Annotated in this window: 12 protein-coding genes; all 12 read right to left on the bottom strand. The window is 52.1% G+C overall.

Translation table 11 applies throughout. From position 1 onward, the window contains the following. Positions 1 to 85: 85 nt before the first annotated feature. Entirely contained in the window at positions 86 to 643 is a 558-nt protein-coding gene (locus KDK15_RS00510) for an adenine phosphoribosyltransferase (protein WP_257293407.1), read from the bottom strand. Positions 644 to 713: 70 nt separating this feature from the next. Beyond that, positions 714 to 1,472: a fumarate/nitrate reduction transcriptional regulator Fnr gene (fnr, locus tag KDK15_RS00505; protein WP_257293406.1), complete on the bottom strand. Its 759-nt coding sequence runs from the start codon at positions 1,470 to 1,472 to the stop codon at positions 714 to 716. A 524-nt stretch (positions 1,473 to 1,996) separates the two neighbouring features. After that, complete coding sequence (gene hemN / locus KDK15_RS00500; protein ID WP_257293405.1) at positions 1,997 to 3,391, bottom strand: oxygen-independent coproporphyrinogen III oxidase; 1,395 nt, start codon at positions 3,389 to 3,391, stop codon at positions 1,997 to 1,999. A gap of 312 nt (positions 3,392 to 3,703) precedes the next feature. Then, positions 3,704 to 4,414 carry a sulfite exporter TauE/SafE family protein gene (locus KDK15_RS00495; protein ID WP_257293404.1) on the bottom strand — a complete coding sequence of 237 codons (711 nt, stop codon included), beginning with the start codon at positions 4,412 to 4,414 and terminating at the stop codon, positions 3,704 to 3,706. Then, positions 4,401 to 4,583 carry a cbb3-type cytochrome oxidase assembly protein CcoS gene (ccoS, locus tag KDK15_RS00490; protein WP_257293403.1) on the bottom strand — a complete coding sequence of 61 codons (183 nt, stop codon included), beginning with the start codon at positions 4,581 to 4,583 and terminating at the stop codon, positions 4,401 to 4,403. Before ccoS ends, KDK15_RS00495 begins: the two co-directional genes overlap by 14 nt. Positions 4,584 to 4,585: 2 nt before the next feature. Then, positions 4,586 to 7,162 (bottom strand): heavy metal translocating P-type ATPase, encoded by a 2,577-nt coding sequence (locus KDK15_RS00485; protein ID WP_257293402.1) that lies wholly within the window; start codon positions 7,160 to 7,162, stop codon positions 4,586 to 4,588. Continuing rightward, the gene (locus KDK15_RS00480) at positions 7,162 to 7,809 is read right to left on the bottom strand and encodes a FixH family protein (RefSeq protein WP_257293401.1); all 648 of its coding nucleotides are present in this window, start codon (positions 7,807 to 7,809) and stop codon (positions 7,162 to 7,164) included. The genes KDK15_RS00485 and KDK15_RS00480 overlap by 1 nt, the downstream gene beginning before the upstream one ends. 15 nt (positions 7,810 to 7,824) lie before the next feature. Then, a complete protein-coding gene (gene ccoG / locus KDK15_RS00475; protein ID WP_257293400.1) occupies positions 7,825 to 9,216 on the bottom strand; it encodes a cytochrome c oxidase accessory protein CcoG in 1,392 nt (463 codons plus the stop codon). A 434-nt stretch (positions 9,217 to 9,650) separates the two neighbouring features. Then, positions 9,651 to 10,547, bottom strand: a complete 897-nt coding sequence (ccoP, locus tag KDK15_RS00470; RefSeq protein WP_257293399.1) for a cytochrome-c oxidase, cbb3-type subunit III — start codon at positions 10,545 to 10,547, stop codon at positions 9,651 to 9,653. A gap of 2 nt (positions 10,548 to 10,549) precedes the next feature. After that, positions 10,550 to 10,768 (bottom strand): cbb3-type cytochrome c oxidase subunit 3, encoded by a 219-nt coding sequence (locus tag KDK15_RS00465; RefSeq protein WP_257293398.1) that lies wholly within the window; start codon positions 10,766 to 10,768, stop codon positions 10,550 to 10,552. Continuing rightward, complete coding sequence (gene ccoO / locus KDK15_RS00460) at positions 10,768 to 11,382, bottom strand: cytochrome-c oxidase, cbb3-type subunit II (protein WP_257293397.1); 615 nt, start codon at positions 11,380 to 11,382, stop codon at positions 10,768 to 10,770. Before ccoO ends, KDK15_RS00465 begins: the two co-directional genes overlap by 1 nt. 5 nt (positions 11,383 to 11,387) lie before the next feature. Further along, complete coding sequence (gene ccoN, locus KDK15_RS00455; RefSeq protein WP_257293396.1) at positions 11,388 to 12,860, bottom strand: cytochrome-c oxidase, cbb3-type subunit I; 1,473 nt, start codon at positions 12,858 to 12,860, stop codon at positions 11,388 to 11,390. Positions 12,861 to 13,581 lie beyond the last annotated feature (721 nt).

The following is a 13,581-nucleotide window of genomic DNA, read 5'->3' as shown; positions in this document are numbered from 1 at the left end:
TAGCAGGGCTATTGCGAGGAATTCCAACGAAGATCCAGCTGTTCAAAATGGCTGCACAGTTCATATTTAGAAGGTGGAATTGGTATTACTCACCGGCAAAATTGCACAGAGTATAAGTTGGAATGCCTGCTGCATTGAGTTTGTCCACACCCTTGAGGTCTGGCAGATTGATGATGGCTGAGGCCTCCAGTGTGCTGGCTCCTGCTTTTCGGATCAGCTGATCGGCAGCCAGCAGTGTGCCTCCGGTGGCGATAAGGTCATCCATCAACAGAATTTTTTCACCAGCCTTAATGGTGTCTTCATGCATTTCCAGTACTGCTTTGCCATACTCAAGGTCATACTCAACACTGAGGGTTTTGCCGGGTAGTTTGCCTTTCTTGCGAAACAGTATCAGTGGCTTGTTCATGATATAGGCCAGTGTCGAGCCAAGCAGGAAACCGCGGGCATCCAGAGCGCCAATGCGATCAAAAGTCTGGTTCTCATAACGCTGAACCATAGCATCCACGGCCTTACGCCAGGCTTCCGGGTTTTCAAACAGTGTGGTGATATCCCGAAACAGGATGCCTTTATGGGGCCAGTCCGCTATGGTTCTGATTTGTGTTTGCAGATATTCCTGAACGGATGAGCATTCGTTTGTATGCATGGGAGAGAGTATGCCGTTATCAGTTAATAGGATAAATGGAAGAAGCCTCCTGGAAGGTTAGAGAATAAAGTCAGGCGCTGGTGGCGATCTGGTTGGGTTCCAGTGTTTTTCCGCCAGCCAGGGCACAGAGTTCAATCGAGTTGCGAATTTCGATTTCCTTGCCCACCGCTGAGATCAGGCCATTTTTCTGGAATCGGGTAAATACACGACTAACGGTTTCTACCGCCAGGCCCAGGTAGTTCCCCATCTCATTTCTCGACATGGACAGTCGGAACGACTGGGAAGAAAAGCCACGGCGGCGAAAACGGCTGGCCAGGTTAATCAGGAATGTGGCAATGCGTTCATCTGCGTTTTTCTTGGACAGCAGCATCATCATTTGCTGGTCTTCACGGATACGCTTGCTCATCAGGCGCATCAGATGTCGGCGAAGCTCCGGAAATTGTTCTGAAAGGGCTTCCAGTTGCTCAAAAGGAATCTCGCAGATCATGGTGGTTTCCATAGCCTGGGCAGAAACCGGATAGGTATCCGTATCCATACCGCTCAGGCCAAGAATTTCGCTGGGCAGGTAAAATCCGGTGATTTGTTCCTCACCTTCATTGGTAGCCGTGTAGGTTTTTATAGCCCCTGAGCGAACAGCAAAGACACTGGTGAAGGGGTCGCCTTCCAGAAACAGGTGTTCGCCTTTTTTCAAAGGACGCCCACGCTTGATGATGTGATCCAGCTGATCGATATCCTTAATGCTCAGTGCCAGTGGCAGGCACAATGCGCTGAGGCTGCAGTCTTTGCAGGCCACATGGCTCGGCTGTCGGGCGTTGGGCTTTGACGTCATGAGAGGCCTCAAAGTCGTATTGGCGAAATTCGACACTGTTTATGGAAAACCAAGTGTATGAAAAGTGCTACCGGAGTGTAAATCAGGTATGTACGCAACCGGGCAGACCTAAAGTAGGGCTTTAGTGCTGCTTCAGCAAGGCGTCATAAGCTGCGGATGTTCCGATGAGCTTTCATCTGCTGTGTCGTCTATCCAGCTCAGGGCTGACCCTGATAATAGTATGGTCATGGCTCCTGGTGGTTGTATGTCTTAATCCCTGGAAAATCAATCTGACATTGTCTTGTGTCACAGGATTAAATTTTCATTCATGGTATTTGACTGACCTGGCAGATTTTGCACTTATGTTTTAAGTAAATCAATGTGAGAGTGGTGACAAACCAGTAGTCAGTTTCAGTTTTTTTCTGATAAGCCGGTGGTTTGTGGAGAGTTTTCATCGCTGTGCGGGATGATCAGGCAGTGACCCCGGTGGTGGCAGAAGAGAACTCCCGGAGCTTTGTTATCGCTCCGGAGGTGTGTACTGCTATTCAGATGACCTTTGAGTAGAGAGGCTTTTCTTTCATCTCGGGTTGATTGAGATAGTGGTCGAACTGCATACAGATGTTACGGATCAGTAGCGTTCCCTTCGGCAGTACTTCCAGCAAACCATCACTATTCAGACTGACCAGGTCGTCTGCCCTCATCGGCTCAAGCCTTGCCAGCTCAGCACGGAAGTAATCTCTGAATCGAATGCCAAACTGCTGTTCAATATCGCTGAAGTTCAATTTGAAGTGGCAGATCAGCTGGGTAATCACTGCCTGACGGACTTTGTCATCAGCCGTCATCTTCAATCCGCGTACCATTGGCAGCTGCTGTTCATTGATCATTGAGTAGTACTGGGCTTCATCTGTGCTGTTCTGAATATAAGTGTCGCCAACCTGGCTGATGGCAGACACGCCCATGCCGATCAGGTCGCAGTGGCTATGCGTGGTATAACCCTGAAAATTCCGGTGCAGAGTGCCTTCTTCCCGGGCAATGGCCAGTTCATCGTCTGGCAGGGCAAAGTGATCCATACCGATATAGATGTAGCCCTGATCCAACAGCTTTTCCGTGGCCTGATGCAGAATTTCCAGCTTCATCTCCGGCGCTGGCAGATCCTGGTCATTGATTCTGCGCTGCGGCTTAAAGCGGTGTGGCAGGTGGGCGTAGTTAAACAGGGATAACCTGTCCGGGGCCATATCAACCACTCGATCAATGGTTTCCATAAAGCTGTTGGTGGTCTGGAAAGGCAGGCCGTAAATCAGATCCATATGCACCGAACGGAATGCCATGGTTCTGGAAGCATCAAGAATTGATTGAATCATGCTTTCTGGCTGGACCCGATTAACGGCTTCCTGCACTCTGGCGTTCAGGTCTTGAACACCCATGCTGATTCGATTGAAACCGAGGTCCCTCAGGGTGCTCATCATGGGCCAGTCTACTTCTCTGGGGTCCAGTTCAATGGAGTAGTCTGCTGTATCGTTTTGGGTCAGCTGGAAGTGCTGGCGGATATGGCCCATCAGGTCAGTCATCTGATCTCTGCTCAGAAAGGTCGGAGTGCCGCCGCCAAAGTGGAGTTGCTCAACCCGCTGTTCCTGGCTGTAGAGCGCTGCTTGCATCTCTATTTCACGAAACAGGTATTCCAGATAAATATTGGCACGCTCAGGGTGCCTGGTCACAATTTTATTACAGGCGCAGTAATAACAGACATGGGAGCAGAACGGGATATGGAAGTAGAGTGACAGGGGTTTGATGGCGCTGGCACTGGACAGGGCATTTTGATGATATTTCTGAATATCAAAGCTGCCATCAAACTGCACCGCCGTGGGATAGGAGGTATAACGCGGGCCTGAGTGGTTGTAACGGTGAATCAGGTCTTTATCCCAAACTGGTGCAGTATTCATTATTGCTCTCGAACGGTAATCTTCATGTCTTATCAGTCAGTGTTTTGGCCTTCAGACCTGTCTTTCGATGTCGGAACGCTTAAGGCAGAACAGTCTGTATTACGTCATGATGTTTTTTGATAGTTTAGAAAAATTTTCACGGCTGTTCTTTGATCGGGGTCAATAGGTAAGAACCGCACTCAGCATGGCTTGATGGTTGGTCTTTGGTGCCTGTGATGAGGATTTTTTCCAGCGTGGCGTGAAGCTATGGAGGTCAGTTATTGTATCTGCCCTGTGGTTATTAATCGAGCAAATCAGGACCTTTTCTCTTTATCACATATGATGATGGTGCAGCACCGACATCAACCACCTCTGGTGCGCGCCGGGCATAGACCATAACCCGAAAAGGATGATCAGCAAACCTGCCAGGTTGCGGGTGATACTGGCCTGAATAATGCCACTGAGCTGTCTTGAGAACGCACCGAGCAGGAACACTGAGGGTATGGTGCCGATGCCGAATGAGGCCATTAACAGCGCACCCCGTACCGGTTGTCCCTGGCCAGCGCTCCAGGCCAGTGTGCTATAAACCAGGCCACAGGGTAACCATCCCCAGAGCATGCCAATGGCGAGGGCATTGGGAAAATTTTTGATTGGCAGCAGTGCTTTGGCTTTGGGTTGGATATGTTGCCAGAGCTTATGCCCGATTTTCTCCAGGTGTGTCAGACCACGCCACCAACCAGTGAGATAAAGCCCCATGGCGATCAACATAATGGCCGCAAAATAGCGCAGTCCCATCTTTACTTCCGGGCTGATTCCGCCCAGGTACCAGCCAATACTGGCCAGAAGGAAGCCAGCGATGGCATAGCTGGTAATCCGTCCGAGATGGTAGGTCAGCATCAGCCAGAAGATCTGTGAGCGTGACTTGCCTGCCAGGGAAAGGCTGAGCGCGGAAGTAATGCCGCCACACATTCCGATGCAGTGGGCGCTGCCCAGTACGCCCAGGGTTAATGCGGAAAGTAAAGTGGGGACTTCATTCATGGTCATGCGAATTAGTCTTTGGTATCTGTGTGCGTTGAGGCTCATCAAAAAGAATGCTGTGCGCTGGCCCTTCAAGGTCGTCAAACTGACCATCGTCTACTGCCCAGAAGAACACTTTGACCGCTACCGCGATCAGGATCAGGGCCAGAGGGATCAGGATAATCAGGCTTTCCATGGTCAAACAGCTCCTCTGGGTTCAAGGTGGGCGTAGGCTTCTTCTGATTGGGTCGGTTCTTTGATCCGTTTCCCCGGGCGGTTCAGTCGCAGGGCATTGGCCACTACAATCAGTGAGCTTAGCGCCATGCCGGTAGCCGCCATCCATGGCGCAATCATGCCTGCTGCGGCCAGGGGTAGGGCGGCAAGGTTATAGCCAAGGGACCATGCCAGGTTTTGCCGGATGATTTTCCGGGTTCTTACGGTCAGGTTAAAGGCATCGGCCAGTCGTTCAAGGTTTCCGGAAATCAATACTGCATCCGCACTGGTGCGCGCCAGGTCTGAGGCATTACCCATGGCCATGGAGATATCCGCACCGGCCAGAACGGGAACATCATTGATGCCATCACCGACCATTAAGACTTTGTGACCTTGACTCTGTAGAGTCTGGATATAGTGCAGCTTGTCATCCGGGCTGCTTTCAGACTTCCATTGCCGTATACCCAGTGATTCAGCCGTTGCCGCGACAACCGGCTCGGCATCACCACTGAGCAAGGTCACGGTTTTGCCCATCTGCTGCAGCCGTTGGATCGTATGGGCTGCCTCAGGGCGCAGACTGTCGGTAATCCTGAACCAGCAGAGCGGTTGCCAGAGTTCCTGCTCAGTGCTTTCTGACATCAGCAGCCACTGCCCATCCTGTTCTGGGGTTGCCATATTGCCGGATGGGCAGGCAAAGTCAGGCCGCCCGATGCGATAAAGGCGGTTGCCAATGGTTCCTTCTATTCCCTGGCCAAGATGGTTTTTCACATCGTGAGCCTGTTCATGCAGTGACTCAACAGTGTAGAAAAAGGCTCTGGCGATAGGGTGTTCAGAGTGTGCTTCCAGAGCTGCTGCCCGCTGAAGCAAGACTTCTTCTGAGCAGTTGCCATTATCAAGAGGAACCACCTGACTTAATGACAGTTCCCCTTTGGTTAAGGTGCCGGTCTTATCAAAGATCACATGGTCGATGGTTTTCAGGCCTTCCAGAACATGACTGCGGGTAACCAGTAGACCAAGGCGGTGCAGATAACCGGTCGCAGCGGTCAGAGCGGCGGGCGTGGCCAGGGACAGAGCGCAGGGGCAGGTCACCACCAGAACCGACAGGGTAATCCAGAACGCGTCTTCCGGAGCAATGCCAGACCAGCCCCAGTAAACGACAATAGCCACCAGCAAAACACAGGCAACAAACCAGCCAGCCACCTTATCGGCAATTTTCGCGATGGCGGGCTTATCCTGCTGTGCCCGTTGCAGCAGCTGGATAATGCCCGCTACCCGGGTCTCTTCGCCCACTTTGCTCACCTTAAGCTCAATGGGATGGTCCACATTGATACTGCTGCACAGCAGTGTGTCACCCGGCTGCTTTTCGATTGGCAGGTATTCTCCGGTTAACATGGCTTCATTAACGCTGGTGGAACCACTGATCAGAACACCATCTGCAGGAATGGCATCACCGGGAAGAATTCTAACCTTGTCGTCCGGTTGCAAATCGGCAACCGGGACGCGCTGATACTGGCTATTGACTTCTTTCAGGCAACTGGGCGGCAGCAGATTGGTCAGCGCCCGTGCAGCCCTGGCGGTTGCGTGGCGGGCACGAAGCTCAAGGTAGCGGCCAGTCAACAGGAAGAAGGTAAACATGGAAACGGAGTCATAATAGACTTCGCCAGAGCCTTCAGCGATGGAATAAATAGAGCCTTCAGCGATGGCATAAATAGAGCCTTCAGGGAGAAAATAAACCGAGAAGGTTGCCCACAGGCTGGCCAGATAGGCACCACCAATGGCAATGGATACCGGCACATCCATACCGAGATGGCGTATTTTGATATCCCGCCAGGCCGCCTTGAAGAAGGGCGCTGCAGAGTACAACACCACAGGCGTGGCAATCACGGCACTGAAGATCCGGATCAGGTCCCGGTAAATGTCCGGCATATCTTCACTGATCGCGCCGGAATAGAGGGCGATGGCATACATCATCACCTGCATGGCACCAATACCGGCAACGGCAAGCCGTCGTATAAAGGTTCGGTTTTCGTTTTTCAGCAGGGCTTCCTGTTGGTCAGCACGCCAGGGGAAAGCCTTGTAACCGATTGTGTGAATTTCCAGCAGAATGGTACTTAAGGGTATCTCACTGTTATACCAGGTGATCTGTGCCTCATGGGTGCTGAGGTTGACACTGACCCGGGCAACGCCCGCCAGTGCTTCCAGATGGTTTTCCAGTAACCAGACACAGGCAGCACAGGTGATGCCGTCTATCAGCAGACTGGCAGTCAGGTGGTTGTCCTGGCTTTGCGAAGCTGGGCCTGCGGGTCTGACAAAATCCTTTTGCACCTCTGCACGGTCATAGATCTGCAGTTCTTCCTGCAGTCGCTGATTCAGGTCAGTGACCTGGTTGGCGCTTTCGGTCCGGTGCCGGTAATAATTCTCCAGACCGCCGGCCACGATGGCCTCGGTCACTGCCTTGCAGCCCGGACAGCACATGGGCTGTTGTGTTCCTTCAACGTCTGCAAAAAATACCACCGGCTCACTGACCGGCAGTGTGCAATGAAAGCAACGGGTATCGGTCATCAGGCATCCGGGTTTTTCAGGGTAATGGGGGTTCCCGGTGAGACTACTGCCTCCAGGGTGATCTTCCAGCCGGTTTCATAGCCTACTTCCGGAATCAGTTCATCCAGAGTTTCCAGTTGCAGGTAGTAACGTCCGGCAACCAGCGCTTCCAGCTGACCGACATAGATTGGGTTTTGCCCGGGTTGTGCAGCGCCTGAGGCAGCATTCGCGCCTGCGGCCAATTTAGCGCTGATGCCAAAGGAGCGGGTCAGCATAATGGCTTTATCTTTGTCTTTAAACACCGGAGAAAGAAAACTGAGTTTAAGTTGCCCAGGCCACACGGCCGGATTTCCCTGCATCTTCACTCTGACTTCACCGATCAGTTCATCAATGGTCAGTATGCCTTCAACGGCCAGGATTCGGGCATTTTCAATCCGGGTCATGTCCTGGTTGATGGTTTTGCCGTTCTTGTAATAGTCATCAATAACCACGCTGTCCTGATGGGTAAATGCGGTATAGACCTGAAAGCTTCCCCAGGCAAAGGTGACCATCAAAATACCCACGATGTACCAGGCCCAGGGTTCCCGGTACCAGGGGGTAAAAGGTTCCCTGTTGGTGGAAGGCTGGCCTACTGCCAGGTTATCTCTGCTGGTTGTTGACTGCGTCATGGTACAGGGTTTCCTCTATGGTCCGGGCACCATAAATCGGCTTTCAGCGGTAATGGCTTCCAGTCCGGGCTGGCTGGAACTGATGCTGAAGCGAACCGGCCGTGTGCTGGGAACTCTATCAATCAACGGAGCGATAACCCTGATGATTTCCTGCTGCACACTGCCTGGCTCTACCACAATGGCAGTTTTGCCCGCTATTTTCAGACTCTCAATACCAGCCACCTGGATAAGAATTTCATGGGGTTGCTGGTCTTTGTTAGCGACTTTCAGTGTGTAGATATTTTCTACCTGGTCATCATTTATGACCCGGAAAAGTACATTTCTATCCCTGAGTACTTCCAGTTCCAGGGGAGTTCGATGGCCAAGGCTGAAGATAAACAGGCAGATCATGATAAACAGTGCTGAACTATACCCGATCAGGCGGGGACGAAGCCAATGGGTTTTCTGGCCGGACAGTTCGTTGTCGGTGGTGTAGCGAATCAGGCCTTTGTCATAGCCCATTTTGTCCATGATGGTGTCACAGGCATCAATACAGGCGGCACAGCCGATACACTGATATTGCAGCCCATCACGGATGTCGATACCCGTAGGACAGACTTGCACGCAGACACTGCAGTCCACACAGTCCCCCAGCCCCATATTTTTGTGATCAGCGCTTTTCTTGCGTGGACCACGCTGCTCACCGCGACTCTTGTCGTATGCAACCACCAGGGTATCGTTATCGAACATAACGCTCTGAAAACGGGCGTAGGGGCACATGTAAATGCAAACCTGCTCCCGCAGGTAACCCGCATTGCCATAGGTTGCCAGGGTGAAGAAGCCGAGCCAGAAAATACCCCAGGGCGCAACATCGAAGGTGGCTATGTCCAACACCAGTTGCCGGACAGGGATAAAGTAACCGACAAAGGTGAGCGCCGTAGCAAAAGCGACACTCAGCCAGAGCAGGTGTTTGGCGCTCTTGCGCAGAAATTTCCCGACGGACATGGGCTTTTTGTCCATCTTCATCCTGCGGTTGCGTTCACCTTCAGTAATGCGTTCTGCCCACATAAATACCCAGGTGAATACGCTCTGGGGGCAGGTGTAGCCGCACCAGATTCGTCCGGCAAACACCGTTAATGCAAACAGGCCAAAGGCACAGATAATCAACAGCCAGGACAGCAGGATAAAGTCCTGGGGCCAGTAGGTGGTGCCAAAGATGTGAAATTGTCTGGCGGGCAGGTCAAAGAGAACGGCCTGACGGCCATTCAGGTTGATCCAGCAGGTACCAAAAAAAAGTAAGAAGAGGAATGTACCGCCAGCCAGACGAAGCGTCCGGAAGTGGCCCGAGAAGCTTCTGGTGTAAATCTTGTCAGGCTTCTGATACAGGTCGATCAGTTCCGGTTCCTGGTTGGCATTGTGTTTGTTCATAGAGCCCAAATATACCGTTAAGGTTTTTATGGATTTTCAGCAGGTAACCCTTGGCTTATTCCCACGGTTCGAGGCTGTCGCGAAACCTGGATAAACGATCCAGTACACGGTTTCAATGTAATTGATGGGTTCCTTCTATCATTGACGTCCAAACTTCGTTCGTCCTGAGCGGAGTTGAAGGGCGTAAACTCCATACCCTTTAATAAAGACTGTGCCAATCACCCTTCGACTCCGCTCAGGGTGAACGGAGATGACTCGTTCCCACGGTTCCCCGTGGGAATGCATACCTGCTGAACCCGCCGCAAATCAAAATCCCCATTAAGCACCCGGGATTCCGGACAAAACAGGTTTTGCCGCATTCTGTATGCTCCGGTATGCATTCCCACGCGGAGCGTGGGAGGCTTAAGGATTCTCTCTGTACTCTTGAGTCAAGGCTATTTACCCTTATGAGTCAGGCTGTAGACGTAAGCCGTCACCAGATGAACCTTCTCTTCACCGAGAATGTCGTTCCAGGGTGGCATAACGCCATTTCGTCCCTGACGGATGGTGTATTCCACTTGCGCCTGGCTTGAACCGTACAGCCAGATATTGTTGGTCAGGTTCGGAGCGCCCAAGGCAAAGTTACCGGTGCCATCGGCGTTATGACAGACGGCACACGTCGTACTGAAGATCTTTTCGCCGACGGCCAGATCCGCTTCGCTGGCGCCGGTATCAATGCCGGACAGTTCACGGGTATAGCTGGCAACCTGCTTCACACCTATATCACCGATCACGGCGCCCCAGGCTGGCATTTGCCCCTGACGGCCGTGAACAATGGTAGCCTTGATGGCGTCAGGAGTACCACCGTAGAGCCAGTCGTTGTCAACGAGATCCGGAAAACCGAAGTTACCGCCGGCGTCCATACCGTGACAAAGCGCACAGTTATTGATAAAGACCCGCTCACCCATTTTCAGCGCCTTGGGGTTGTTGATCAGCTGTTCAATCGGGGTGGCGGCGTAACGGGCAAATTCAGGCGCATACTTGCGGTCATGTTTCTGTTGATTCTGCTCCAGCTCATTAACCTGAGTCCAGCCAAGGATGCCTGCCCACTTGCCCATCCCCGGGTAGAGAATCAGATAACCCACGGTGAATACCAGGGTGGCCACAAACATGATGAACCACCAGTGGGGAAGCGGGTTATCGTACTCTTCAATACCATCGTACGCATGACCGGTGGTCTCTTCGGTCATTTCCTTGCGCTGGGTCTTACGAGTTGCAAACAGAACCCAGGTGACCAGTACAAGGCAGGCGGTGGTCAATAACACGATCCACCAGTGCCAGAAATTACTCATCGTTATGCTACTCCTCTTTTCTGGGAGTTCTTATGGGTTTCCCGGTGGCTGGTTGTCCCATCGGTATTCACAGCATCGTCTTCCCGGTCATCAGCAAATGGCAGGGAGGCGGCTTCATCAAAGTCACCTTTACGCCTGCTGCTGTAGGCCCAGAAGACCACCGATAGAAATGCGATCAGGGCGACCAGTGTCGCCAGTCCTCGAATCGTATTGATATCCATCAGCGCTTACCCGTAATAACGGTGCCCAGTCCCTGGAGATAAGCTACCAGGGCGTTCAGCTCGGTTTGCCCTTTGACGGCATCCCGGGCACCGGCAATATCTTCATCGGTGTAAGGAACACCCAGTGTCCGTAACGTTTCCATCTTTCTTGCCGTCAGCTTGCCATCCAGCTTGTTGTTAGCCAGGAATGGGTAAGCGGGCATGATGGACTGAGGCACCAGGTCACGTGGGTTAATCAGGTGAGCACGGTGCCAGTCATCGGAGTAACGACCACCAACCCGGGCAAGGTCCGGACCGGTACGCTTGGACCCCCAGAGGAATGGGTAGTCATAAACGGACTCACCAGCGACCGAGTAGTGGCCATAACGCTCAACCTCGGCACGCAGCGGACGAATCATCTGGGAGTGGCAGCCTGCGCAGCCTTCACGGATGTAGATATCACGGCCTTCCAGCTGCATTGCGGTGTAAGGCTTCAGGCCATCCACAGGCTGAGTGGTTTCTTTCTGGAAAAAGAGCGGAACGATCTCAACCAGGGAGCCAAAACTGATGGCAACGACCACCAGTATCACCATCAGGCCAAGGTTCTTTTCAACAATGTCGTGCTTGCTAGCCATTATTATTATCTCCCTTCAACCGGCAAAGTGGTCGGGTTGAGTTCGAGGGATTTTTTATCGGAGGACGGCTCCTCCGATTCACTGGCAGTGCGGTATACGTTGTAAGCCATGATCAGCATGCCAAGCACAAAGAAGGCACCACCAATAGCGCGGACAATGTAGCCTACACCGCTGGCTTCTACGGACTCAATAAAGCTGTAGGTTAACGTGCCGTCTTCGTTCACTGCACGCCACATCAGCCCCTGAGTGATACCGTTCACCCACATGGCAACGATGTAAAGAACGGTGCCGATGGTGGCCAGCCAGAAGTGCGTATTGATCAGGCCAACGCTGTACATCTGCTCTTTACCGTACAGTCTTGGAATCAGGTGGTAGAGCGAACCAAATGACACCATGGCTACCCAACCAAGGGCGCCTGAGTGAACATGACCAATGGTCCAATCGGTGTAGTGGGACAGGGCGTTAACGGTCTTGATGGCCATCATCGGGCCTTCAAAGGTGGACATGCCGTAGAAGGAGAGGGAAACCACCATAAAACGCAGGATCGGATCGGTCCGCAGTTTATGCCATGCACCTGAGAGAGTCATGATCCCGTTAATCATGCCCCCCCAGGAAGGTGCCAGCAGCACCAGTGACATAACCATACCCAGGCTCTGGGCCCAGTCAGGCAGTGCGGTGTAGTGCAAATGGTGCGGACCGGCCCAGATGTAGATAGCGACCAGTGCCCAGAAATGCACGATGGACAGACGATAAGAGTAAACCGGACGCTTCGCCTGTTTTGGCACGAAGTAATACATCATGCCCAGGAAACCAGCGGTGAGGAAGAAGCCTACCGCATTGTGGCCATACCACCACTGGATCATGGCATCCATGGCACCAGCGTAAGCAGAATAGGACTTGGTCAGGGTGACGGGCAGAGAGGCGCTGTTAACGATATGGAGCACGGCAACGGTAATAATGAATGCACCAAAGAACCAATTAGCCACATAGATATGCTTACTCTTGCGCTTCATGATGGTGCCAAAGAAGACCAGGGCGTAACTGACCCAGACAACAGCGATCAGGATATCAATAGGCCATTCCAGTTCGGCGTACTCTTTGGAAGAGGTAATGCCCAGGGGCAGAGTAATTGCTGCAGCAACAATTACCAGTTGCCATCCCCAAAAGGTGAAAGCGGCGAGCCCTGGCATGGCCAGTGTCGCCTGACAGGTTCGCTGGACGATGTAGTAGGACGTTGCAAACAGAACACAGCCGCCAAAAGCAAAAATCACTGCATTGGTATGCAGTGGCCGCAAGCGTCCAAAGCTGGTCCAGGGTAAGCCCAGGTTGAGTTCGGGAAAGACCATCTGAGAGGCAATCAGCAGGCCTACCGCCATACCAACCACTCCCCACACCACGGCCATGATGGCAAACTGCCGAACTACTTTGTAGTTGTATAGCTTGTCGCTATAGCTCGGCTGTAACGTTGCAGTGCTCATGCTCCATGCTACCTTCGGGTTATAATTATGAGATTTGATGATTATTGTGGGTAAACCGAAATGGGATTGTATTGATACGGATCAATATCCGGTCAAAAAACGAGTCAGTTGCTTCTGTTTTGAACAGCGTTACTGCAGTCTCAGTCATTGGCGGTTTAGAGACAATCCGTTCCTGTATGGTGTACCAACAGTCCTGACTTCTTATGTCCTCATCTGGTTATCGGGAGCATATGCTCAACACTCCGCCGGTCCCGCGGCAATCATACAGAAATATAATAATGCCTGCTAATGCTTTTTTGGTCTTTACTGGTGCGTTCTGTCCGCCTTTATGACGACTTATATCGCTGAAGGTTGCATCTATAAAGGCATCTGGCTGAAACATAATGGTGCAGGTTGATCAGACTTTTTTTGAAATAAAGAATACGTTTTTGTTGGATGATGCTGCATAGCAAATCAGGGATTTGTCCCGGGGGGAGTTGCTGGCCACGACCCCTTCCACCCGGCGAGATATCCCCGGGTTCTGCCATTTTCCCGGGCACTCGCTAATGGATCAGAGTGACTAGGAGGCTGTCCGAGAATAGACTGCCCTATGCGGCAACTGCTCCTGCGTTGCTCTAGCTCCTGCATCCATGCAGCCGTGCGGTTGCGATAAATTGGTCTAAAAAATCCTGCTTCTTCGTCAAATAGCCCCGCTATTCTCCTCAGAATCAGAAATTTTTAT

Origin of the sequence: Endozoicomonas sp. YOMI1, from assembly GCF_024606345.1 — a bacterium.
Classification (GTDB): domain Bacteria; phylum Pseudomonadota; class Gammaproteobacteria; order Pseudomonadales; family Endozoicomonadaceae; genus Endozoicomonas.
This window is presented reverse-complemented; position numbering and strand designations above follow the sequence as displayed.